19 protein-coding genes are annotated in these 23659 nt (G+C 72.5%); 6 read left to right on the top strand and 13 right to left on the bottom strand.

Annotation, left to right across the window (positions count from 1 at the left end; translation table 11 throughout):
• Positions 1–326: 326 nt before the first annotated feature.
• Positions 327–1334: a stage II sporulation protein M gene (locus ACFVVO_RS14780; protein ID WP_390054881.1), complete on the bottom strand. Its 1008-nt coding sequence runs from the start codon at positions 1332–1334 to the stop codon at positions 327–329.
• 143 nt (positions 1335–1477) lie between these two features.
• Here ACFVVO_RS14780 and ACFVVO_RS14775 point away from each other — a divergent pair, with 143 nt between their 5' ends.
• Positions 1478–2488, top strand: coding sequence for an RDD family protein (locus ACFVVO_RS14775; protein WP_390054879.1), 1011 nt, complete (start codon positions 1478–1480; stop codon positions 2486–2488).
• A gap of 15 nt (positions 2489–2503) precedes the next feature.
• Here ACFVVO_RS14775 and ACFVVO_RS14770 read toward each other — a convergent pair whose 3' ends face one another.
• The 8 genes from ACFVVO_RS14770 to ACFVVO_RS14735 form a co-directional block, all read right to left on the bottom strand.
• Positions 2504–3118, bottom strand: coding sequence for a hypothetical protein (locus tag ACFVVO_RS14770; protein WP_390054877.1), 615 nt, complete (start codon positions 3116–3118; stop codon positions 2504–2506).
• A 177-nt stretch (positions 3119–3295) separates the two neighbouring features.
• Positions 3296–4753 carry an adenosylhomocysteinase gene (gene ahcY, locus ACFVVO_RS14765; protein WP_390054875.1) on the bottom strand — a complete coding sequence of 486 codons (1458 nt, stop codon included), beginning with the start codon at positions 4751–4753 and terminating at the stop codon, positions 3296–3298.
• A gap of 309 nt (positions 4754–5062) precedes the next feature.
• Entirely contained in the window at positions 5063–6043 is a 981-nt protein-coding gene (locus ACFVVO_RS14760; protein WP_390054873.1) for a cation diffusion facilitator family transporter, read from the bottom strand.
• 132 nt (positions 6044–6175) lie between these two features.
• Positions 6176–7327, bottom strand: a complete 1152-nt coding sequence (manA, locus tag ACFVVO_RS14755) for a mannose-6-phosphate isomerase, class I (protein ID WP_390054871.1) — start codon at positions 7325–7327, stop codon at positions 6176–6178.
• 135 nt (positions 7328–7462) lie between these two features.
• Positions 7463–8590: an SIS domain-containing protein gene (locus tag ACFVVO_RS14750; RefSeq protein WP_390054869.1), complete on the bottom strand. Its 1128-nt coding sequence runs from the start codon at positions 8588–8590 to the stop codon at positions 7463–7465.
• Positions 8591–8702: 112 nt separating this feature from the next.
• Positions 8703–8873, bottom strand: coding sequence for a Trm112 family protein (locus tag ACFVVO_RS14745; RefSeq protein ID WP_007382472.1), 171 nt, complete (start codon positions 8871–8873; stop codon positions 8703–8705).
• Positions 8874–9026: 153 nt separating this feature from the next.
• Positions 9027–10391, bottom strand: a complete 1365-nt coding sequence (locus tag ACFVVO_RS14740; protein WP_390054867.1) for a phosphomannomutase/phosphoglucomutase — start codon at positions 10389–10391, stop codon at positions 9027–9029.
• Positions 10392–10547: 156 nt separating this feature from the next.
• A complete protein-coding gene (locus ACFVVO_RS14735) occupies positions 10548–10925 on the bottom strand; it encodes a DUF3499 domain-containing protein (protein WP_390054865.1) in 378 nt (125 codons plus the stop codon).
• Positions 10926–11290: 365 nt separating this feature from the next.
• Here ACFVVO_RS14735 and ACFVVO_RS14730 point away from each other — a divergent pair, with 365 nt between their 5' ends.
• A complete protein-coding gene (locus tag ACFVVO_RS14730) occupies positions 11291–11743 on the top strand; it encodes a metallopeptidase family protein (protein WP_390054920.1) in 453 nt (150 codons plus the stop codon).
• A gap of 298 nt (positions 11744–12041) precedes the next feature.
• Here the strand turns inward: ACFVVO_RS14730 and ACFVVO_RS14725 are convergent, their stop codons facing one another.
• The 3 genes from ACFVVO_RS14725 to ACFVVO_RS14715 form a co-directional block, all read right to left on the bottom strand.
• Positions 12042–13550, bottom strand: coding sequence for a DUF5719 family protein (locus tag ACFVVO_RS14725; RefSeq protein WP_390054863.1), 1509 nt, complete (start codon positions 13548–13550; stop codon positions 12042–12044).
• Positions 13547–17170, bottom strand: coding sequence for a glycosyltransferase (locus ACFVVO_RS14720; RefSeq protein ID WP_390054861.1), 3624 nt, complete (start codon positions 17168–17170; stop codon positions 13547–13549). The genes ACFVVO_RS14725 and ACFVVO_RS14720 overlap by 4 nt, the downstream gene beginning before the upstream one ends.
• Before the next feature lie 213 nt (positions 17171–17383).
• Entirely contained in the window at positions 17384–17647 is a 264-nt protein-coding gene (locus tag ACFVVO_RS14715) for a WhiB family transcriptional regulator (RefSeq protein WP_003975777.1), read from the bottom strand.
• A 668-nt stretch (positions 17648–18315) separates the two neighbouring features.
• Here ACFVVO_RS14715 and ACFVVO_RS14710 point away from each other — a divergent pair.
• The 4 genes from ACFVVO_RS14710 (at position 18316) to ACFVVO_RS14695 (ending at position 22226) form a co-directional block, all read left to right on the top strand.
• Positions 18316–18822 (top strand): cysteine dioxygenase, encoded by a 507-nt coding sequence (locus ACFVVO_RS14710; protein WP_390054859.1) that lies wholly within the window; start codon positions 18316–18318, stop codon positions 18820–18822.
• 33 nt (positions 18823–18855) lie between these two features.
• Positions 18856–19815 carry a 2-phospho-L-lactate transferase gene (gene cofD / locus ACFVVO_RS14705; RefSeq protein WP_390054858.1) on the top strand — a complete coding sequence of 320 codons (960 nt, stop codon included), beginning with the start codon at positions 18856–18858 and terminating at the stop codon, positions 19813–19815.
• Positions 19812–21119 carry a coenzyme F420-0:L-glutamate ligase gene (locus tag ACFVVO_RS14700; protein ID WP_390054856.1) on the top strand — a complete coding sequence of 436 codons (1308 nt, stop codon included), beginning with the start codon at positions 19812–19814 and terminating at the stop codon, positions 21117–21119. The genes cofD and ACFVVO_RS14700 overlap by 4 nt, the downstream gene beginning before the upstream one ends.
• Before the next feature lie 84 nt (positions 21120–21203).
• Positions 21204–22226, top strand: coding sequence for a DNA-3-methyladenine glycosylase family protein (locus ACFVVO_RS14695; protein WP_390054854.1), 1023 nt, complete (start codon positions 21204–21206; stop codon positions 22224–22226).
• A gap of 282 nt (positions 22227–22508) precedes the next feature.
• On the opposite strand, the gene ACFVVO_RS14690 is transcribed toward ACFVVO_RS14695, so the two are convergent.
• A complete protein-coding gene (locus tag ACFVVO_RS14690; protein WP_390054852.1) occupies positions 22509–23591 on the bottom strand; it encodes a sugar phosphate nucleotidyltransferase in 1083 nt (360 codons plus the stop codon).
• Positions 23592–23659: the final 68 nt, after the last annotated feature.

The raw sequence follows: 23659 nt of genomic DNA, 5'->3' as shown, positions 1-23659 counted from the left end.
TGCGTTTCCGACTCTATCAGATCTTTTCTCGACCCGATTTCCTCGGTGCTTTCCAGGTTCCCGCTCTCGCGTTTCCCTTTCCGGCGGTTCCGACTTTATCAGAAGTTCTCGGCCGGTCTGACCGGCTGCTCATTTCTGAGTAATTCGGAAGAGGCGCTTCTCTCGATCGCGTCTGCGACTCTTGGGAAGCAAGTAGATTCTAAACGATCAGCCCCGAACCTGTCCAGTTCTAGGCAACTGTTTGAATCTACCTCCCCGCTCCGTCCGTGTCAACGGCTCTTGCGGGGCGAAGGAGAGACTAGCAGCTCAGAGACCGTGGACGCACATCAGGCGGCCGTGGGCACGGTGGAGCTGCGTTCGGCCGCCTCGATGTCGCCCGTCTCGCCGGCCCGCACCGCGCGGCCGCCCAGGACGAAGACGTACGCCAGGAATGCCAGCTCGGCCGCGATCCCAATGCCGATACGGGCCCAGGTGGGCAGGCCGGACGGGGTGACGAAGCCTTCGATCGCGCCGGAGACGAAGAGGACGAGAGCGAGGCCGATGGCCATGCCGACCGCCGCCCGGCCCTCCTCGGCAAGCGCGACGCGGCGACTGCGCGGGCCCGGGTCGACGAGGGTCCAGCCGAGGCGCAGACCGGTGCCGGCTGCGACGAAGACCGCGGTCAGTTCGAGCAGGCCGTGCGGAAGGATCAGACCGAGGAACGTGTCGAGGCGGCCGGCGGACGACATCAGACCGAAGCCGACGCCCAGATTGAGCATGTTCTCGAAGAGGATGAAGAGGACGGGCAGGCCCAGGAAGATTCCCAGGACCAGGCACATCGCCGCTGCCTGGGCGTTGTTCGTCCAGACCTGAGCGGCGAAGGACGCCGCGGGATGGCTCGAGTAGTAGGTCTCGTACTCGCCGCCGGGGCGGGTCAGCTCACGCAGCTGGCTGGGGGCAGCGATGGTCGACTGCACCTCCGGGTGGGTGCCTATCCACCAACCCAGAAGGATCGCGACGGCTGTGGAGACGAGCGCGGTGGGCACCCACCAGCGACGCGCGCGATAGACCGCGGCGGGGAATCCCTGCCCCAGGAACCGCGTGACGTCCCGCCATGATGCGCGGCGGGTGCCGGTCACGGCGCTGCGCGCGCGTGCCACCAGCTGGCTGAGCCGGCCCGTCAGCTGGGGGTCGGGAGCGCTGGACTGGATGAGGGAGAGGTGGGTGGCGGTGCGCTGGTAGAGGGCGACGAGCTCGTCCGCCTCGGTTCCGTTGAGGTGGCGCCGGCGGCGGAGCAGGGCGTCGAGGCGGTCCCACTCGGCGCGGTGTGCGGAGACGAAGACGTCCAGGTCCATGGGGTCTGCCTGCTCCTCGGCTGGTCGTCCACTGCTCGTCGTGGATGCTCTTGTTGCCGTCAGCTTGTCGTACTGCGGCGCGATGCGCGCTCAGCTTGGCAGACTTGCGGTTCACGGGGCAGGCCAGGGGAAGGACGACGGGCGTGAGTGAGCTGGTGACCGGCGAGGCGGTGTCGCTCGAATTGCGGCCCGCGAAGTTGCCGAGCAGGGCGTTGGCGGTGCTGCTCGATCTGGTCGTGGCCGTGCTCGTGTACATGGGCGCGACGCTGGCGCTGGTTGCCGCGACGTCGTCTCTCGACGAGGCCGCTCAGGTCGCGCTGTCGATCGCCACCTTCCTGCTGGTGCTGGTCGGTGGGCCGATCGCGGTGGAGACGCTCAGCCACGGCCGTTCGCTGGGGAAGCTGGTGTTCGGGCTGCGTGTGGTGCGGGACGACGGTGGCCCCCTCCGGTTCCGGCACGCGTTGGTGCGGGGCGCCATCGGTGTGGTCGAGATCCTGATGACGTTCGGGGTGGTGGCCTGTATCGCCTCGCTGGTGTCGGCGCGGGGGCGGCGGCTCGGCGATGTGTTCGCGGGCACCCTGGTCGTGCGCGAGCGGATTCCCGCCGGGCAGACCGGTCAGGTGCCTCCGCCGCCACCGTGGCTCGCGGGGCGGTTCGCCGAGCTGGATCTGTCGGCCGTACCGGACGGGCTGTGGCTCGCGGTCCGGCAGTACCTGACGCGGATGCAGCAGCTGGATCCCCAGGTGTCCTGGGAGATGGCTCAGCGGCTCGCGGCTGACGTCGCGGCTCGCACGGGGGCTCCTGTGCCGCACGGCGAGCACCCGGCGGCTTTTCTGGCCGCCGTGGTCCAGGAACGGCAGTCCCGCGAGGCCCGGCAGGCGTTCGGCGGGGCCGGATCCGTCGCGGCGGCGGGCTCGTCCTCTTCGTTCGTCTCCGGAGCGCCCGCAGAGCCTGCGGGCGCCTCAGCAGTCGGCGGCGGTGCGCCGGGGAGCTACCTTCCGCCGTTGTCGCAGCCGCCTGCGCCGAACACCTATCAGTCCCCGGCCGCCCCTCGGACGCAGGTACCCGTGCCGCCCTCCGCGCCCTCCGCCCCGGTGCGCCCGGACGAGGCGCCGGCCGGGCGCCCCGCCACCGGCTTCGCGCCGCCGGCCTGAGAAGCCCGCTGCCGCTCAGTCGAATCCGGACGGCGGTGACTGGAGGTCCTCCAGCTCGATCCCGGGCGCGGACAGGACCACGTCTCCGGCGATGTGCACGGTGTGCCGTTCGCCCGTGTCCAGGGCTGTGACCTGGTATTCGTCCACGGTCAGGGGGCCGTTGTCAGTGGCGTGTGCTTCGCTGTTCACCAAGGTCCAGGACTGGTCCAGGGTGCGGGGGGCGAGGACCGGGTCGGTGAAGGCCACGAGGCGCACGCGGGTCGCGTCCGAGGAGGGGGTGAGGCGCAGGAGACGGGCGGTGGCGACGAGGAACGCGGGGGACGTGCCGGTGAAGGTGTGGGCGCGCACATTGCCTTCGGTGGCATGAGTTCCGGTGGCATCGGTGCGAACCCAGGTGACGCCGTCGAGGGCGGCGCCTCGCACCTGCCAGCCTCCCGAGTGCAGTTCGAGGCGGATGGGGCGGCCGAGGTCGTCCAGGGCGAGGTCGACCGAGCCGCGGTGGTCGCCGGCGGGGGTGGTCAGCTGGGAGACGTAGCGCCAGCCGGAGGGGCCGGGCGCGCACTGGAAGTGCTCTTCCGCGAAGGGGGTGTGATCGTGCGGATCGTGGAGCGAATATCGGCCGCGTGGCATGGGGGTCCTGGGTATTGACGGGCCGGCGGTCCGGCTACGGCTGCTGGTCCGGTCGGAGGCCAAAGGGGCAGGCCCCCGGCACGGGGGTGCGGGGGCCTGCCTTCGCGGATCTGCGGACCTGCTGCCGGGGAGCGCGGCGGTGCACCGGTGTGCTCCCCGGCGGGCGGGACCGCGGACTCAGTAGCGGTAGTGGTCCGACTTGTACGGGCCGTCGACCTCCACGCCGATGTACGAGGCCTGCTCGGGGCGCAGCTTGGTGAGCTTCACGCCGAGCGCGTCCAGGTGGAGGCGGGCGACCTTCTCGTCGAGGTGCTTGGGCAGCACGTAGACGCCGGTCGGGTACTCGTCGGGCTTGGTGAACAGCTCGATCTGGGCCAGGGTCTGGTCCGCGAAGGAGTTGGACATCACGAACGACGGGTGACCGGTGGCGTTGCCCAGGTTCAGCAGGCGGCCCTCGGACAGCAGGATGATGACCTTGCCGTCGGGGAACTTCCAGGTGTGGACCTGCGGCTTGACCTCGTCCTTGACGATGCCCGAGATCTGGGCGAGGCCGGCCATGTCGATCTCGTTGTCGAAGTGGCCGATGTTGCCGACGATCGCCTGGTGCTTCATCTTCGCCATGTCCGACGCGAGGATGATGTCCTTGTTGCCGGTGGTGGTGACGAAGATGTCGGCGGTCTCGACGACCTCGTCCAGGGTGGTGACCTGGAAGCCGTCCATCGCCGCCTGCAGGGCGCAGATCGGGTCGATCTCGGTGATGATCACGCGGGCGCCCTGGCCGCGCAGGGACTCCGCGCAGCCCTTGCCCACGTCGCCGTAGCCGCAGACCACGGCGGTCTTGCCGCCGATGAGGACGTCGGTGGCTCGGTTGATGCCGTCGACCAGGGAGTGGCGGCAGCCGTACTTGTTGTCGAACTTCGACTTGGTGACGGCGTCGTTGACGTTGATCGCCGGGAAGAGGAGGACGCCGTCGCGCTGCATCTCGTACAGGCGGTGGACGCCGGTGGTGGTCTCCTCGGTGACGCCGCGGATCTCCGAGGCGAGCTGGGTCCACTTCTGGGGGTTCTCACCCAGGGTGCGGTGCAGCACCTGGAGGATGACGCGGTGCTCGTCGGACTCGGCGGTCTCCAGGCCGGGGACCTTGCCGTCCTTCTCGTACTCGACGCCCTTGTGGACGAGGAGGGTGGCGTCGCCACCGTCGTCGAGGATCATGTTCGGGCCGCCGGTGGCGCTGTCAGGCCAGGTCAGCGCCTGCTCGGTGCACCACCAGTACTCCTCCAGGGTCTCGCCCTTCCAGGCGAAGACCGGGACGCCCTGCGGGTTGTCCGGCGTGCCGTTCGGGCCGACGGCGATGGCGGCGGCCGCGTGGTCCTGGGTGGAGAAGATGTTGCAGGATGCCCAGCGGACCCGGGCGCCGAGGGCGACCAGGGTCTCGATGAGGACGGCGGTCTGCACGGTCATGTGCAGGGAGCCGGTGACGCGGGCGCCGGCGAGGGGCTGGGCCTCGGCGTATTCCTTGCGGATCGCCATCAGGCCCGGCATCTCGTGCTCGGCGAGGGTGATCTCCTTGCGGCCGAACTCGGCCAGGGAGAGGTCGGCGACCTTGAAGTCCTGTCGGTTGTCGACAGTCGTCATTGCGAGCTGCTCCTCGGGGGTTGGGTCGAGGGTGGGTACGGCTGGTCTGCGCGGCGGCGGACACACGGGTGCCCGAGAAGAGGGCACAGGCATGCCCACGTGCGCGCAGCGCAGTCCGTCGGAGGCCCTCTCTCCCTCGGCCGGTCCGCTGCGGGACCGCCCGACCGCCATCAGCAGCGACGTCTGGCTCCGTCCCAAGCTACACCGGGAGACGGGGGAGCCCCCAGTCCGCCTCCGAAGAGTTCACGTCGTTCGGGGGGTGGACGGGGCCCTTGCCGAGGTGGGCGGGCCCTGTCGCCGTGGCGGAATTCAGTGGCCGGCCGGGTGCGGGGTGGGGCCGCCCGGGGTCGCCTCCGGGTTCGGGCCCTTGGCGGCCTCGGCCTCGCTGTAGATGTCGGGTTCCAGGTAGATCACGCGGGCGATGGGGACGGCGGCCCGGATGCGGGCCTCGGCGGCGTTGATGGCATTGGCGACCTCGGTGGCCGTGTCGTCGTGCTGAACGGCGATCTTGGCGGCGATCAGCAGTTCCTCGGGGCCGAGGTGGAGCGTGCGCATGTGGATGACGCCGGTGACGGTGTCGCCGTCGACGATCGCGGCCTCGACCTTCTTGACCTCCTCGATGCCCGCGGCCTCGCCGAGCAGCAGCGACTTGGTCTCGGCGGCGAGCACGAGTGCGATGCAGACCAGCAGGACACCGATGCAGACGGTGCCGATGCCGTCCCAGACGCCGTCGCCGGTGAGCAGGGCCAGCCCGACGCCGCCGAGGGCGAGGACGAGACCGATGAGCGCGCCGAAGTCCTCGAGGAGGACGACGGGCAGTTCGGGGGCCTTGGCGCGGCGGATGAACTGCGACCAGGACAGCTTGCCGCGCAGTTCGTTGGACTCCTTTATCGCCGTGCGGAAGGAGAAGCCCTCGGCGATGATCGCGAAGAGCAGGACCCCCACCGGCCAGTACCAGTGCTCGACCTGGTGGGGGTGGGTGATCTTCTCGTAGCCCTCGTAGATGGCGAACATGCCGCCGATGGAGAAGAGGACGATCGAGACGAGGAACGCGTAGATGTAGCGCTCGCGGCCGTAGCCGAAGGGGTGCTGGGGGGTTGCCTCGCGCTGTGCCTTCTTGCCGCCGATCAGCAGCAGGAACTGGTTGCCGGAGTCGGCGACCGAGTGGACACCCTCGGCGAGCATCGACGACGAGCCGCTGAACGCGAACGCCACGAACTTCGATGCCGCGATCGCGAGATTGGCGCCGAGTGCCGCCACGATCGCCCTGGTACCGCCTGACGCGCTCATGTGTCCGCGTTGTCCCTTCGCCCTCGTCCGTCTACGCCGTCCAGGCGTGTACCCGTCTTTGCCCGTGCTTTGCCGGTGGGCCATTGTTGCAGCCCGTCCGGGTGGCGGCGCGTCAGGTGTCCACAGTCCCGGTCATACGATCACAGTGGCGCGGAAGACCGTGCCCGCACCGGACACCTCGGTCTTCTCCCCCGCCGGGACGAAGACCGACTGGCCGGGGGCCAGCTCGTACTCACCGGCCCGGACGGACCCGGCCGTGCAGAGCAGGATCTGCGGGGTGTCGAGGGTGAGGTCGTGGGCGGTGCCGCCCTCGGACAGGACGTACCGGGAGAGGCGGAACTCGTCGATCGGGGTCTCGTAGACCTCCTCGCCGTCCGGGGAGGCCTCGGGACGCAGCACGCCCGGGTCGCCCGCCTCGAAGCGGACGATGCGCAGCAGTTCGGGGACGTCGACGTGCTTGGGGGTCAGGCCACAGCGCAGGACGTTGTCGGAGTTGGCCATGATCTCGACGCCGAGACCGTCGAGGTAGGCGTGCGGGATGCCGGCACCGAGGAACAGCGCCTCACCGGGCTGCAGGCGGACGTGGTTCAGGAGCATGGCCGCGATGACGCCGGGGTCGCCCGGGTAGTGGTGGGCGAGGCCGGCGTAGGGGGCGTAGTCGCCGCCGAGGCGGGTGCAGGCGGCGGTGGCCTCGGCGACCGTGTGCGCCATTTCCCGTGGGTCTGCGGTGAGGACGGCGGTGAGGACCTCCCGCAGGGCCGCGTCCTCGGGGTGCGCGCGCAGCAGGTCGACGTACGGCTTCAGGGAGTCGACACCAAGCCCGTCGAGCAGGCCGGCCGCCTCGGCCGGGGCGCGGAACCCGCACAGGCCGTCGAACTCGGTGAGCGCGCAGATCAGTTCGGGCTTGTGGTTGGCGTCCTTGTAGTTGCGGTGCGGGGCGTCGACCGGGATGCCGCGCCGCTCCTCGTCGGCGAAGCCCTCCCCGGCCTGCTCCAGGTCGGGGTGCACCTGGAGGGAGAGGGGCGCGCCGGCGGCGAGGAGCTTGAGCAGGAACGGCAGTCGCGGGCCGAACTTCGCGACCGCCGCGGCGCCCAGTTCGCGCTCCGGGCCGGCGTCGATCACCTCGACGAGCGTCCCGCGCGCGGTGCGTGAGGGAGCGCCCGGGTGGGCGCCCATCCACATCTCCGCCTGCGGCTCGCCGCTCGGCTCGACGCCGAGGAGGTGCGGGATGGCGGTGGTGGAACCCCAGGCGTAGGGGCGGACGGTGTTGTCGAGGCGGTCCATGTGGTTTCTCTGTCTCCGTACGTACGCTGCTCGGCCGGCGCCGGTGCCGGGCGGTGTGCCGGTGCCGGTCGGTGTTCCCGGTGGTGGGGCGGCCGGTCGGCCCGGGCGGGCCCGGGTGCGACGCCCTGAGCAAGATCAGGCCCCGGAAGCGAGCGCCAGGTAAACGGCGGCGAAATCCGTGACGGCGATCAGTTCCGCGAGGGTCTCCAGTTCGTCGCCCTCCTCCGGTTCGAGTTCGCTGATCGGAGTGTCGTGGCTGAGCGCCAGGTCGCGGGCGGCGGGGAGGGCGGTGAGGCCGCCGATCGGGCGGTGGCGGATCAGCACCACGCGCGCGTGCATCGCGGGCGGCTCCTCCGCGCGGTCGCGGAAGAAGTCGTCCGGGTCGGCGCTGGCCGCGAGCGGGCCGGCCAGCAGGGCGCTGTGCGCGGCGAGCGCCTCGGGGAGTTCGGCGACGAGGGCGGGGCGGCCGGCGAGTTCAGCGAGGGCGGCGACGAAACGGCGGCCGGCGGGGCCGGTCGCGGGGCCCTCCGTCCACACGACGGGGAGCGCGTCGGCGAGTTCGGCGGCGAGGGTCTTGGCCGGGTTGCTGTAGGCCGCGATGGCCGGGCCGCAGCGCTCGGCGATGTGGTCCAGGCGGTCGGCGACCTTCTCCAGGGCGTCCGGCGCCGCGCTGAGCAGACCGATGCGGTCCAGCAGCGCCAGTAGTGGGGTGAACAGGGCCCAGAAGACGCCCGGGGAAGACGCGGCGAGGGGTTCCTCCTGGTCGTAGGGCGCCGTCGCCATCGGTACGAACATTCCGTGCGCGGCGGCGATCGCCTCGGCGAGCGGGGTGTGGGCCGGGGCGACGGCGACGACGGAGCAGCCTCGGCGGTAGGCCTGCTCGGCGAGCAGGGAGAGGCTGGGTTCGGTGCCGTCCGGGGTGGCGATGAGCAGCAGGTCGACGGAGCCGACCCAGCCCGGGATCTCCCAGCGCAGGGCGCCGGCGGCGGGAGCGACGCCGGTGGGGGCCAGCCGGATGACAGGGCTGCCGGGGCCGGCCAGGGTGCCGAGCAGGTCGGCGGTGTGGGTGGCGGCGGCTCCGGGGCCCGCGATCAGCACGGCGCGGGGGCGGCCGTCGGGCTTGAGGTCGGCCACACCGGCCTCGGCGGCGTGCCGGACGGCGGTGCGTACGCGGGCGCCGGCCTCCGCCGCGCCGCGGAGAAGGCCGCGGCGATCGGCGTCGGCGAGGCCCTCCGGACTGTCGAGCAGCGATTCGTCGAGCATGGGGCGGCAGCCTCCGATCGCCGGGGTCCTGTGCGGGGGTTCGAACGCGGGTGGGCGCCTCGTCGGTGCGCGGCGGTGACGCCGCGGTGCACGCGGGGCGGGAGCGCCGCTGTTACGCGGGGCGGCGGGCCTCGTCGACGAGCAGGACCGGGATGCCGTCGCGGACCGGATACGCCAGGCCGCAGTCCTGACCGGTGCAGATCAGCTCGGTGTCCTGCTCCTTGAGGGGGGCGTGACAGGCGGGGCAGGCGAGGATCTCCAGAAGGCCGGCTTCGAGCGGCATGAGGGTGTCCCTTCGGGGCGGAGGTTCTATTGCCGATGTGCTGGTCAGCGTACCGCTGGTGGCGGGGTCGGGCCGGGCCTGCGGGTGCGGCAGGAGGCGCGCTGCCCGCTGGACCCCGGTTTGCCCGCCCCGGTGTGGGGGCGGGCGGGTGACTCAGGCCCTGATGATCGCCAGGGCCTCGTCGCGGATCCTGGTCATCGTCGCCTCGTCCTTCGCCTCCGCGTTCAGGCGCAGCAGCGGCTCCGTGTTGGACGGGCGGACGTTGAACCACCAGTCGGCGGCGGAGACCGTGAGGCCGTCGAGGCCGTCGAGGGTGACGCCCGGGCGGCCCTCGTAGGCGGCGCGGATCGCGGCGAGGCGCGCGGCCTGGTCGGCGACGGTGGAGTTGATCTCGCCGGAGCCCGCGTAGCGGTCGTACTGGGCGGTCAGGGCGGACAGGGGGCCGTCCTGACCGCCGAGGGCCGCGAGGACGTGGAGGGCGGCCAGCATGCCCGTGTCGGCGTTCCAGAAGTCCTTGAAGTAGTAGTGGGCGGAGTGCTCGCCGCCGAAGATCGCGCCGGAGCGGGCCATCTCGGCCTTGATGAAGGAGTGGCCGACGCGGGTGCGGACCGGGGTGCCGCCGTTCTCCCTCACCACCTCCGGGACGGTACGGGACGTGATCAGGTTGTGGATGACGGTGCCGTTGCCGCCGGTTCGGGCCAGCTCGCGTGCCGCGACCAGGGCGGTGATCGCGGACGGGGATACGGGGTCGCCGGTCTCGTCCACGACGAAGCAGCGGTCGGCGTCGCCGTCGAAGGCGATGCCCAGGTCGGCGCCCTCCGCCGGGACCCGCTTCTGCAGGTCCACGATGTTGGCCGGGTCGAGGGGGTTGGCCTCGTGGTTCGGGAAGGTGCCGTCCAGTTCGAAGTACATCGGCACGAGGGTCAGGGGCAGGCCGGCGAAGACCGTGGGGACCGTGTGGCCGCCCATGCCGTTGCCGGCGTCGACGACGACCTTCAGGGGGCGCACGGCGGTGAGGTCGACGAGGGAGCGGAGGTGGGCCGCGTAATCCTCCAACGTCTCGCGCGTGGTGAGGGTTCCCGGCTCGGCGGCCGGTTCCGGAGCGCCCGACTCCAGCCACCGCTCGACGAGTTCGCGGATCTGCGCAAGGCCCGTGTCCTGACCGACCGGGGCGGCGCCCGCGCGGCACATCTTGATGCCGTTGTACTGCGCCGGGTTGTGGGAGGCCGTGAACATCGCGCCCGGGAGGTCCAGCGCGCCCGAGGCGTAGTACAACTGGTCCGTCGAGCACAGGCCGATCTCGGTGACGTCCACCCCGCGGTCGGCGGCGCCGCGCGCGAAGGCGCGGGAGAGGCCGGGGGACGAGGGGCGCATGTCGTGACCGACGACGATGGCCGTCGCGTCCGTCACCTCGGCGAAGGCGGCGCCGAAGAGGCCGGCCAGCGGCTCGTCCCACTGGTCCGGGACCACTCCGCGTACGTCGTACGCCTTCACGATCTGCGACAGATCAGCAGCCACGGCCAACCCTCCTGAAGTCCTATGGGTGCCCACAAACTACCCGTCGGGGGTGAGAGGCAGGTGTGCGGACACCCGGCGGACGGACAAGTGGACGGCAAGTGGCGAGCAAGTCGACTCGCGCGTCGGGTGGGTGCGGGATCGGTTCTCCGCGCGGACTCAGTTGTCCGGTGAGCGCAGGATGCGCAGATGCCCGCGGCGGGCGACTTCCATGGGGTCCGGGGTGCGGGCTCCGCCGCCGCCCGCCCCGGCCGCCCGCTGCTGGGGACGGGCCGCCTCGCGTACGGCGTTGGCGAGGGCTTCCAGGTCGTCCCCGCTGGGCCGCGCGGGCGCGGAGCCGTCGAGGAGACGGACGACCTCCCAGCCGCGGGGCGCGGTGAGGCGCTCGGAGTGCTCGGCGCACAGGTCGTAGCAGTGGGGTTCGGCGTAGGTGGCGAGCGGGCCGAGGACCGCGGTCGAGTCGGCGTAGACGTACGTCAGCGTCGCGACGGCGGGTCGGCCGCAGGCGGTGCGCGAACAGCGACGTACAGGGCTCACGACGATGGACGGTACCGCACTCTTGAACGGGCCGCGACGACTCTCCTCCAGGTCACGCCACCGTGTCGAACTGTGAGACGCCCCACAGGCACCTCCCAACAGGCCTTGCTGACCTGCGGGGACGGGGTCGGGCGGGGTTCCGGGCGGGGCGGCCTTCGGTCACGAGTCTGCACAAACACCGTCAATTGCCTTGAGTTACCGGTCTTGAAGGGTTACGGAAACGAGCCGGACCTTGGCTGGAATGGTCAACCTGTGACACGTCCTGTGACACGTGTTGCGTCGTGCCCGGGGGCACGGAGTGCCGGTGGCCGGTTGCCGCGTGGGGTCGGGCGGGCGGAGCGGGCGGGGACTAGGCTTCTGCGGTGATGGACAACCGTGTACCGCCCCGCCCCACCGGCCCCCAGCCCCGTCGCCGTGATCGTCACGGGCGGGGCATGCGTGGGCCGATCGCGCCGCCGCAGGTGCCGCTGGCGGCCAGCAGGGCCGAGGTGTTCGCGGACCTGGTGCAGGACTCGGTGGAGCGTCTCGAGCGGCGGTGGCCGCAGTTGGCCGACATGGATTTCCTGGTGCTCGAGGTACCTCGGCTGGAGGGGCGGGGCACGGACGTCTGGGGCGACGAGGCTGTGCCGTTGGGCGGGATCATTCCCGCGCGGGAGGGGCGGCGGGCCCGGGTCGTGGTGTACCGGCGGCCGGTGGAGATCCGGACCAAGGGGCGGGATGAGCGGGCCGCGTTGGTGCATGAGGTTGTGGTGGAGCAGGTGGCGGAGTTGCTGGGGCTGACTCCGGAGACGGTTGATCCTCGGTACGGGGAGGATTAGGGCGGGGCTGCTTGCCGGCGCGGGGTTTGCGGGGTGCCCGGAGGTGGGCGCCGGCTGAGCCGGGGATGACTGGTTGCCCTGTGTCGTGGCTGGGCGGGGGCGGTGTTCGCTTGCCCGCGCTTGCGGGGTGCCTCCCCCACTCTTTCGGCTTCGCTCGAGCGGGGGAGGCACGCAGGCCCGGTGCCCGCAGCTACGCAGTCACGTCACACGTGTGCTGGGTGGGCGCCGTCCCCGGCCACGGCATGCCCGCGGCGACGCGGGCTGGGCCGCCTCAACTACCCGGGCTCGGTGCCCGGGGTCACTTCTGCAGGAGGGACAGGTCCTCGTCTGTCTGGGGGACTGAGACCAGGCCTCGGTCGGTGGGGAGGGTCTGGATGGTGAAGGCGGGGACGCCGGCCGTTGTGGACGTGAGGGTGCGGGCGGCGTAGAGGGGGCCTCCGGAGACGGGTTCCACCGTCAGGGCGTAGGTGCCCTTCAGACCGGACGGGACGAGGGCCGGAATGTCCTGCGTGGTGCCGGACTTGATCGTGAAGGTCTTGGTCACCGGGGTGCCGCCCTCGCTGCCCGCCGAGGCCGTGACCCTGACCGTGGTGGTGGCCGTGGGCGCGGTCAGGGAGAGGGTCGAGGTCTTGCCGCGGTTGTCGGCCGAGGTCGCCCGCTTGCCGACGGGGGCCGTGGCGGGGATGAAGGCCGTCTCCTGCTTGGCTCCCTTGCCCCGGACCACACGCAGGGCCGCCACCACGGGTACGGACTGGTCGGTGGGCGTGAGCACCAGGGAGCCCGCCTCGCCACGGGTGACGTCGCCGAGGTCGGTCGCGGTCGTCATCCCGGCCTTGACGTGCAGGGTCTCGTTCCCGGCCGGGGTGATCAGGCCGTCGGGCGAGGCCAGGCGGACCTTGAGGTCCGCGTCGGCGTCGCCGGGGGTGAAGGCGATCAGGCGGACGTCGGTGGCGTCCTTGGGGATGCCGGGCAGGACCAGGCTGCCGGACGGATCGTCCGCCGCGGCCAGCCAGTCGCCGCCCACCTTGTCGTCCAGGGCCTGTACCGCCGCGCCGACCCGGCCGCTGCGCACGCTGACATGCACGGTCAGATCGGTCTGCCGTTCGTCGGTGAGCGTGGAGAGCAGGATCGGCTCGCTCCCGTGCGGCGGGATCGTGAAGCCGTCCGTGACCGAGGACTTGATCGCGCCGCCCTTGCCGTACAGCTCGATGTCGACGACGGCGGCCGAGTCCTCGGGGTTGGTGAGGTGCACGTAGTCGGTGCGGTCGGTGGCCGTGTCGGCGCCCGGGAACCAGAACTCGGTGTCCGGGGCGGTGCAGTTGACGCCCTGCAGTCCGCGGCCCGTGCCCGCGACGACCTCGGTGGTCTCCTGCACGGTCCAGCCGGGCGCGTACTTGCCGTCGGCGGTGCCGACCTGTGCGGGAGTGTCGGCGCCCGAGGTGTCACCGGTGGCCGGGGTGCCGGGGTTCTTCGGCGTGAGGAGCGGCTTGGCGGGCTTGTCCTTGGCGTTTTCGCCCTTCTTGGATCCGCTCGTGCCGTCCGCCGACTGTTCGGTGGCCGCCTGGAGTTGGGCCTTGCCGCCGCTCGCCGTGCCCTTCGTGGCGGGCGTGAACGACGTGTACGAGGTGTCGGCGATGTCGGAGGAACTCGGCGCGGGGCACAGCAGGCTGGTGCGCTCCACGGGCAGTTCGGCGGCCGCCTTGGCCGGGGCCGCGCCGGACGCGGACGGGGTGTCGAGCGCGGCGAAGGCGGTGACGGCCGCGAGCGCGGTCGTGCAGGCGATCAGGGACAGGGTGGTGCGGTTCACTGCTGGCTCCCGTCGGGGCGCTCGCTGCCGGTGCCGTACTGCTGCTGGGCCGGGTCGTAACCCTGCTGGTACGCCTGCTGGTCGTACGCCTGCTGCTCGGCCGTTCCGCCGTAGGCGTAGGGGTCGTACTGGCCGTTCTGGTAGGGATCGGGCTGGTACGCCTGCTGGTCGTAGCCCTCGGCCGGGTACTGCCCGGCCTCCTGGTACTGGCCGGTGCCGTAACCGGCGTAATCGCTGCCCGCGTAGTCCCAGTCGCCGTAGGCCGGCTGCTGGGGAACGGCCGCCGGGGCTTCCTGCGGAGGTGGCGGCACGTCGCCGGGGGCGGGCTGCTCCGGGAGGGCCTCCTCCTCGGCCTGGGCGCGCAGCCGGCGGGCGCGGCGGCCCTCGCCGGCGGTGGCCTGGGCGGGCAGCGGCTGCTCCTCGGGCAGGTCGTCGTCGATGTCGCGGCGGCGGCCGGGCAGGGCGAGGACGACCAGGACGACGGCGAGCGCGCCCTGGGCCCACAGCCAGGCGGTGTGGGTGATCGGGTCGTCGTGCACGACGTCCAGCCGGCCGCCGGTGGAGGGCAGCTGGAAGCCCTGCGCCCAGCCGTCGACCGTGGTCCGGGTGAGCGGCTTGCCGTCCAGGGTGGCCGTCCAGCCGTCGGAGGCGGCGTCGGCCAGGCGCAGGACACGGCCGCCGGAGCCGGAGGGGACGGTGGTGTGGATCTCCACCGGCCCGGCGGCGACGGACCGGGCGGTGCCGGTGCCGCCCGCGGTCACGATGGTGGCGCGGGAGACCTGCTGGTCGACGCGCCACAGGGCGCTGCCGTCCTGCTGGCTGAGCCGGCTCAGGCCGGGCGTGGCGTCCAGGACGCGGGAGATCTCGCGGGGTGCGCCCTTGTGGACGAGGACGTAGCGCACGGCGAAGCCGCCGAGCTGGCCCGCCTGGTCGGCGCCGGAGCCGGCGACCAGGTTGGCGACGACCTTGTCGAGTCTGGCGTTCTCCCCGTCGGTGGCGGCGAGTTCGGCGTCTCCCATGCGGGCACCGGAGCCGCGGACCAGGCTGTAGCGCACGCGTGCGGTGGAGTCGCTGTCCAGGACCAGGGTGCGGGCCTGGTCGCGGGTGGTGGCGTCCTCGGCGACGAACGCGGGGACCTGCACCGGGTCGCGGCGCTCCACCGGGCCGTCGGCACCGCCGATCATCCAGCCGGCGGCGACGAGCAGCGGGCCCGCGGCCGAGGCGAAGGCGATCAGGGCCGCGACGGGCTGGCGCCAGCCGAAGCTCTGCTCGGCCACGCGCGCGCGTGCCCCGTCGGCGCCGAGCGCGGCGGCGGCCAGCAGGGCGATGCCGTAGACGAGGGTGGCCGGTCCGGCCCAGGTGGAGTGGTTGGACAGGACGGCGAAGACGAGGCCCACCAGGGCGACCGCCCACGCGGTCCGGATGCCCAACTGACGCTCGGAGCGCAGCAGCGCGGCGAGGGCGGCGAGGACGACGCCGATGAGCATCAGGCCGTCGACGGTGCCGGGGCCGCCGGGGCCGGCACCGAGCAGATCGAGCGCGGAGGCGCTGGAGGCGCCGTACTCCAGGCCCGCTTCCGTGAAGAAGCCGGTCGGGAGCAGGGTCAGCGACCAGGGGGCGAGGACCAGCAGCGGGGTGCCGAGCTGGGCGAGGAAGCGCAGGCCGTGGGCGACGAGGTCGCCGCGGCGCAGGACCAGCACGCCGATGCCGAGGATCAGCGCGATGGGCCAGACGATCGGGGTGAACGCGGTGGTGACGGTCAGCAGCAGCGCGTACGCCCACGTGGCGCGCCAGCTGCCGCGCGCGCCGGAGGCATGGGTGAGGCCGCTCGCGGCGATGCCCGCACGCGCGATGAGCGGCAGCAGCACGGCGAGGACGGCGGTGCCGATACGGCCGCCGGCCAGGGCTCCGGTGGCCGCGGGCAGGAAGGCGTAGGCGATCGCGGCCCAGGCACGCAGCAGGCGGGAGGTGACGAGGGGCCGGGAGGCGAAGTAGGCGGTGAGGCCGGCCAGCGGAACCGAGCAGACCAGCAGCACGGTGACGGCGAGCCCGGTGGAGCCGAACAGGATCGAGGCGAGGGTCGCGACGATGGCCAGGTAGGGCGGTGCGGCGGCGGTGCCGCCGGCGCCCACCGGGTGCCAGGCGTCCAGGTAGCGGGACCAGAGGTCACCGGCGCTCGCCGGGGCGGGCAGCAGGGCGCCGCCCGCGAGGGCGCCGCTGCCGAGCAGGGCGCGGCAGGCGACGAGGGAGACCAGGAGCAGGGCCAGGAAGAGCACCGGGCCGGGCTTGCGGCCGATCCGCTTCAGCCGGGCGAACTGCTCGATCTCCAGGAAGTCGGCATCATCGCCGCCGGGCCCGGACTCCACGGCACCGCCGTGCCGGCCGGCCGAGGGGGTCTCGCTGTCGGAGCGGCGGGAGAAGTTGCCCGCGACCTGTTCCAGGGTGGCGCGGATGGTCGCGCCGGGGGGCGGGAAGAGCCGGCGCAGCTCGGCCTTGTCGATCCGGGAGGGCCCGCGGTCGCGTCGGCCGGCGAGGATCCGCTCGGGCCGCAGCAGGGTTCCCAGCAGACCGCGGATCTCGTCGACGGCCTGCCCGGGGACCTTTCCGACGAGGTAGGCGACGGTCCGCAGCAGGGTGCCGAGGACGAGGCGCAGCAGCACCCAGGGCAGCGCGGCCGTGGGGGTGTTGACGAGCAGGGTGTGGATGGCGCCGGCCTTGTCGACCTTGTGCGGGGAGGCGGCGGTGCGGCCCACGCAGTCGACGGTGCGGCGCTCGCGGGAGGCCGCCTCGGCGTGTCGTACGACCGCCTCGGGGGCGACGAGGACCCGGTGGCCGGCCGTGTGGGCCCGCCAGCACAGGTCGACGTCGTCGCGCATCAGGGGCAGCCGGCGGTCGAATCCGCCGAGCTGTTCGAAGACGTCGCGGCGGATGAGCATGCCGGCGGTGGAGACGGACAGCACGGTGCGGACGTGGTCGTGCTGGCCCTGGTCCTGCTCCCGGCGGTCCAGGCCGGTCCAGCGGCGGCCGGAGTTGGCGATGGAGACGCCGACCTCCAGCAGCTGCCTGCGGTCGTACCAGCCGCGCAGCTTGGGGCCGACGATCGCCACGTCGTCGCGGCCGAGTTCGAGTTCGTTGTCGACGACTCGGAGCAGCTGGGCGAGGGCGTCGGGTTCGGGGGCGCAGTCGTCGTGCAGCAGCCAGAGCCACTGGACGGGCTCGCCGTGCGGCAGTTCGGGCAGGTCGTAGGCGTCGTCGCGCCACGAACGCGTGACCGGGTCCCAGCCGCTGGGACGCCTGAGGTACGGCAGCTCGTCGGGGGTGAGGAGGGGGGCGATGCGGCTCGCCTCCTCCACCGCCTGGCCGAAGCCGGTGCGCCGGGCCAGGTGCAGCACCCGGTCGTCGCCGAGGGCCTCGGTGACCAGCTGGGCGGAGTCGTCCGCGCTGCCGGTGTCGGCCGCCACCGCGTTCTGGACGGGGCGCTCCTGGCCGAGCAGCCCGGCCAGCGCGTCGGGCAGCCAGCGGGCGCCGTCGTGGGAGACGAGGACCGCGGTCACCACATGACGCGGGAACTCAGGGTGGGCAGCCGGGTCTTGAGCTGCCGTTTGGCTGTGCACGGACATCGAGGTACGGGCCCCGGTTCGATGGACTGCGGTGGACGCCTGTGCCCCGAGGGGACAGCGGGGCGTCTCGGACGAGCAACCACACTATCGGCTGACCATGACGACGGCCCGCCGCCTGTGGATAACCCACGGGCGACGGGCCGTTCGTGACGTGTGCGAGGGTGCCGCCCGGCCGCTCGGCGGTGCGGCGGCCGGAGGGTGACCGGGCGCCGGTCAGACGGCGGCCTTCTTCAGCCGGCGGCGCTCACGCTCGGACAGACCGCCCCAGATGCCGAAGCGCTCGTCGTTGGCGAGGGCGTACTCGAGGCATTCGGAGCGCACCTCGCAGGCGAGGCAGACCTTCTTCGCCTCTCTGGTCGAGCCGCCCTTCTCGGGGAAGAAGGACTCGGGGTCGGTCTGGGCGCACAGTGCGCGCTCCTGCCAGCCGAGTTCCTCGTCCGCGTCGTCGACCAGCAGTTGCTGCACCAGCTCGGTCATGTGCGCCCCTCGTCTGTCTTCACGTCCCCGTGCGTAGCCGCTACCGATTTCGGCTGAACGACACGAGTGAAATTACAAGTGTGCTGCTCCGGGCGAGTCAAGCCGAGATCTGCTATTGAGCCCGTTATTCACTCTGCGGAACCAAGGCCATGCGGAAAGTGTTCAAATCGTCATAAACTCTCACACACAGAAAGAGGCCCGGAGGGGCGCGGACCCCGCACAGTCCCCTGTACGAAGAAGGACGCCCCCGCGTTCGATCTCGTTCCGGCGAGGCTCGAGCGCTCGGTTGTGCGCCATGTGTCCCGGGATCCGGGTGAACAAACCTTTCACCTGACAGATGAACCGGATGAGGTGAACCATGTCGCACTTTCCGGGCGCCGAGTTGACAGTCCGGGTGTGAGCCGGTGTCCTAGTGGGCATGCTCGCGAACTTGGCACCCGTATCGACCCGCACCGCCGGGTCCCTCGGTGCCGCACGCGCGCGCTGTAGCTGTTGTTGCTGTCCCAGCTGTTGAGCCCATCGCGCTCCGGCTGCTCCCGAGTCCATCCCGGCTCGGCCGCGTTTCCCTGTCCCTGACCCTCATCCGGGACACCTCTCCTCGCCCGTGACCCGGGCGGACGCAGAGCGACACCCAGCCCCCACTCTTCGCCGAGGAACCCCCTCACCCGATGAACAGCGACAACGACCTCCAGATCGCCGGCGACATCCTCGAAGTCCCGCACCTGCTCCAGCCGCCGCGCGAGCACCCCGCCACCGTCGCCGAGTTCGTGGGCCTCGCCCGCGCCATCGCCGCCGACCGCTCCCAGTGGGCGCACCTCGTCCGCTACGACGCCACCACCCGCTGGTACCACCGGCTCCGCACCGGCCCCGGCTACGAGGTCTGGCTGCTGTCCTGGGTGCCCGGGCAGGGCAGCGGGCCGCACGACCACGGACGTTCCTCCGGTGTCCTCACCGTCCTGGAGGGGTCGCTGACCGAGCGCACCGAGCGGGGCACGCGCGCGCTGGCGGCCGGCGCCCAGCGGGTGTTCGCGCCGGGTTATGTGCACGAGGTGGTGAACGACGCGCTGGAGCCCGCGGTGAGCCTGCACGTCTACCACCCGGGCCTGACCGAGATGCCGATGCACAGTTCCCCGCACTGCGAGGCGCGGACCGAGCCGCGTCCGGTGACTGCCTGACACGATGTCGTATCCGCCTGCGAGAATCGGCCCATGCGCATTGTGGTTCTGGCAGGCGGCATCGGTGGTGCCCGGTTCCTGCGCGGTCTGAAGCGGGCCGTGCCGGACGCGGATGTCACGGTGATCGGCAACACCGGCGACGACATCCACCTCTTCGGGCTGAAGGTCTGCCCGGACCTCGACACGGTGATGTACACGCTGGGCGGCGGCATCAACGAGGAGCAGGGCTGGGGGCGGACGGACGAGACCTTCCACCTCAAGGAGGAGCTGGCGGCCTACGGGGTCGGCCCGGAGTGGTTCGGGCTCGGCGACCGGGACTTCGCCACGCACATCGTGCGGACGCAGATGCTGGGCGCCGGCTTTCCGCTGAGCGCGGTCACCGAGGCGCTCTGCGACCGATGGAAGCCGGGTGTGCGGCTGATCCCGATGACCGACGACCGCGTGGAGACCCACGTGGCCGTGGAGATCGACGGCGAACGCAAGGCGATCCACTTCCAGGAGTACTGGGTGCGGCTGCGCGCCTCGGTCGCGGCCGAGGCGGTCGTGCCGGTCGGCGCCGAGCAGTCCAGGCCGGCGCCGGGGGTCCTGGAGGCCATCGCGGAGGCGGACGTCATCCTCTTCCCGCCGTCCAACCCGGTCGTGTCCATCGGCACCATCCTGGCCGTGCCCGGCATCCGTGAGGCGATCGCGGAAGCCGGCGTGCCCGTGGTGGGCCTGTCCCCCATCGTCGGGGACGCGCCGGTGCGCGGGATGGCCGACAAGGTGCTCGCCGCGGTCGGTGTGGAGTCGACGGCCGCCGCGGTCGCCGAGCACTACGGCTCGGGGCTGCTGGACGGCTGGCTGGTCGACACTGTCGACGCGGGCGTGGTGGAGCGGGTGGAGGCGGACGGGATCCGCTGCCGGGCCGTGCCGCTGATGATGACCGACGTGGAAGCGGCCGCGCAGATGGCGCGGGAGGCGCTGGCACTGGCCGAGGAGGTGCGGGGAGCGTGAGCGGCCAGCGCCCCGAGTACCGGGTCTGGGCCCCGTCCGGAATCGCCGAGGTGCAGCCGGGCGACGACCTGGCCAAGCTGATCGCCGCCGCCGAACCCGGGCTGGCCGACGGGGACGTGCTGCTCGTCACGTCCAAGATCGTGTCCAAGGCGGAGGGACGCGTCGTCCGGGCGGACGACCGCGAGTCCGCGATCGACGCGGAGACCGTGCGGGTGGTGGCCCGGCGCGGCCCCCTGCGCATCGTCGAGAACCGCCAGGGCCTGGTCATGGCGGCCGCCGGGGTCGACGCCTCCAACACCCCCTCCGGCACCGTGCTGTTGCTCCCCGAGGACCCGGACGCGTCCGCGCGCGCGATCCGCGACGGGCTGCGCGACACCCTCGGCGTCCGGGTCGGTGTCGTCGTCACCGACACCTTCGGCCGGCCCTGGCGCTCGGGACTCACGGACGTCGCGATCGGCGCCGCCGGAGTGCGCGTGCTGGACGATCTGCGCGGGGGCACGGACGCGCACGGCAACCCGCTCAGCGCCACCGTCGTCGCCACCGCCGACGAACTGGCCGCCGCCGGTGACCTGGTCAAGGGCAAGGCCGCCGGACTCCCGGTCGCCGTGGTGCGCGGGCTGCCCGACGTCTTGGACGGCGAGGACGGCGAGGGGGCGCGGGCGCTGGTGCGTACCGCGCGGGACGACATGTTCCGGCTCGGCACGTCCGAGGCCGTGCGGGAGGCCGTGACCCAGCGCCGTACCGTGCGGGCCTTCACCGACGAGCCCGTGGACCCCGGCGCGGTCCGGCGCGCGGTGGCCGCGGCGGTCACCGCGCCCGCCCCGCACCACACCACGCCCTGGCGGTTCGTGCTGCTGGAGTCCGGGGAGTCGCGGGTGCGGCTGCTCGACGCGATGCGGGACGCCTGGATCGCCGACCTGCGCCGGGACGGCAAGAGCGAGGAGTCCATCGCCAAGCGGGTCCGGCGCGGGGACGTGCTCCGCAATGCCCCGTACCTGGTCGTGCCGTGCCTCGTCATGGACGGCTCGCACACCTACGGGGACGCGCGGCGGGACGGTGCCGAGCGGGAGATGTTCGTGGTCGCGACGGGCGCGGGCGTGCAGAACCTCCTGGTCGCGCTGGCCGGGGAGCGGCTGGGCTCGGCCTGGGTGTCGTCGACGATGTTCTGCCGGGACACGGTGCGCGAGGTGCTGGGGCTGCCCGCGGACTGGGACCCCATGGGGGCGGTGGCGGTGGGCCATCCGGCCGAGGAGCCGCGGCCGCGGCCGGAGCGGGACGCGGTGGCGTTCATCGAGGTGCGGTGAGTCCTGTGGGCGCAGTCGCGTCCGGCGTCCCCCGCGACCGCCTAGTCTCTCAGGACAGCCCCGGCACACCCTAGGAACCCACCAGTGGCAGGACGATTCGCTCCGCGTCCCACGCGTACGACCGTGCGCGGCGGCCATGTCGGTGTGCCCGCCGGTGCCGCTGCCGGGATACCCCGGCAGGCCGCGGGGCCGGCCCGGGTGCGGCGCTGGGTGCCGGAGGGGCCGCTCGATCTCGGGCTGGTGCTGGGTCCGCTGCGGCGCGGGCCCGGTGACCCGACGTTCCGGACCACACCGGACGGGTCCGTGTGGCGGGCCACCCTGACGCCCCTCGGACCGGGCACGCTGCGGGTGCGCGCGTACGGCGGTGAGGTGCTCGGTGAGGCCTGGGGACCGGGTGCGCAGTGGCTGCTGGAGCGGTTGCCCCGGTTGCTGGGTGCCGCCGATGATCCGGACGCGTTCGAGCCCCGGCACCGGGTGGTGGCGCTGGCGCGGCACCGCCGGCCGGGGCTGCGGCTGACGCGGACCGGGCTGGTGCTGGAGTCGCTGATTCCGTCGGTACTGGAGCAGAAGGTCACGACCGACGAGGCGTATCGGGCGTGGCGGTTGCTGGTGCGGAGGTTCGGGGAACCGGCGCCCGGCCCCGCGGGGGTGTTCGAACGGCCGATGTGGGTGATGCCTGCGGCGCGGACGTGGGCGCTGATTCCCTCCTGGGAGTGGCACCGGGCCGGGGTCGACGACAAGCGGGCCTCGACGATCCTGCGGGCCGTGCGGGTCGCTGCGCGGCTCGAGCAGGCGGTGGGGATGCCGGCGGTCGAAGCTCGGGCGCGGCTGGAGGTCGTGCCGGGGATCGGGCCGTGGACGTCGGCGGAGGTGGTGCAGCGCAGTCATGGGGCGGCGGACGCGGTGACCGTCGGGGATCTGCATCTGCCGGGGATCGTGGGGTGGGCGCTGGCCCGGAACCGGGATGCGGATGACGCGGAGATGCTGCGGCTGCTGGAGCCGTACGCGGGGCAGCGGCATCGGGCGGCTCGGTTGATTCTGCTGAGTGGGCAGGTGCCGGGGCGGCGGGCGCCGAAGATGCCTCGCGTTGATATCGGATTGCTGTAGGGCTGGGGTCTTGTCAGGTGCTCGGCGTTGGTGCCGGGCGGGGGGTGTTTCGCTTGCCCGCGCTTGCCGGGGGGCCTCCCCCGCTCTCGGCTTCGCTGGGGCGTGGCACCCCCATCGCCCGCCCGTGCCGCCCTGGCGTCCGCCAGGCCCTCAAGGCACTGGGGGAGGCACGCATCCGCAACTACGCGGGCACGTCAGCCGATGCTGAGTGGGCGCCGCCGCTCCGGCACGCATGCCCGCCGCCGGGCGGGTGCTGGGTGTGGCCGTGCTGGGCCGGGGTTGTTACTGGTCCGAGGAAAAGCGGAGGGCGGCTGGGGGGATGTGGGCGTCGCACCAGACGCGGACGCCTTCGCGGAGTTCGTTGTCCGGGCCGACCACCGCGCCGTCGCCGACGACCGTGCCGGTGAGGACGGAGCGCTCGCCCACCCGGGCGCGGCTGCCGATGAGGGAGTCGGTGATGACGGCGCCGGGCTCGATGACCGCGCCGGGCAGGATCGTCGAGCCGGAGACCCGGGCGCCCTCCGCGACGAACGCGCCCTCGCCGACCACTGTGCCCCCGGTCAGCTTGGCGTTCGGGGCGACGACGGCCGTGGGCAGGACCAGCCGGTCGCCGCAGCGGCCGGGGACGGCCGGGGAGGGGGCCCGGCCGAGGACCAGGTCCGCGGAGCCGCGTACGAAGGCCGCGGGGGTGCCGAGGTCGAGCCAGTACGTGGAGTCCACCATGCCCTGCAGGTGGGCCCCGGCGGACAGCAGGTCCGGGAAGGTCTCGCGTTCGACGGAGACCGGACGGCCCGCCGGGATGGTGTCGATCACCGAGCGGCGGAAGACGTACGCCCCCGCGTTGATCTGGTCGGTGACGATCTCCTCCGGCGTCTGCGGCTTCTCCAGGAAGGCGAGCACGCGGCCGGTCTCGTCGGTGGGGACCAGGCCGTAGGCGCGCGGGTCCGTCACCTTCGTCAGGTGCAGGGAGACGTCCGCGCCCGTCGACTCGTGGGTGCCGATCAGGGCCCGGATGTCCAGGCCGGTCAGGATGTCGCCGTTGAAGATCAGTACCGGGGCGTCGGGCCCGGAGTGCAGACGCGAGGCCACGTTGCGGATGGCGCCGCCCGTGCCGAGGGGCTCCTCCTCGGTGACGTACTCGATGTGCAGGCCCAGCGCGGCGCCGTCGCCGAAGTAGGGCTCGAAGACCTCGGCGAGATAGCTCGTGGCGAGGACGATGTGCTCCACACCCGCCGCTCTCGCTCTCGCCAGCTGGTGCGTGAGGAACGGCACCCCCGCCGCCGGGACCATGGGCTTGGGCGTGTGCACCGTGAGCGGACGCAGCCGGGTGCCTTTGCCGCCGACCAGGAGGATCGCTTCTGTCACCTGTCGTCTCTGCTTCCTGCCGGGACCGGCCGAACTTCTCGTTTCGGCCGGTCAGTGTATGCAGACCG

Source organism: Streptomyces sp. NPDC058145, assembly GCF_042884245.1.
Lineage (GTDB): Bacteria > Actinomycetota > Actinomycetes > Streptomycetales > Streptomycetaceae > Streptomyces.
The sequence above is the reverse complement of the archived record's forward strand: the minus strand, read 5'-3'. Positions and strand labels throughout refer to the sequence as shown.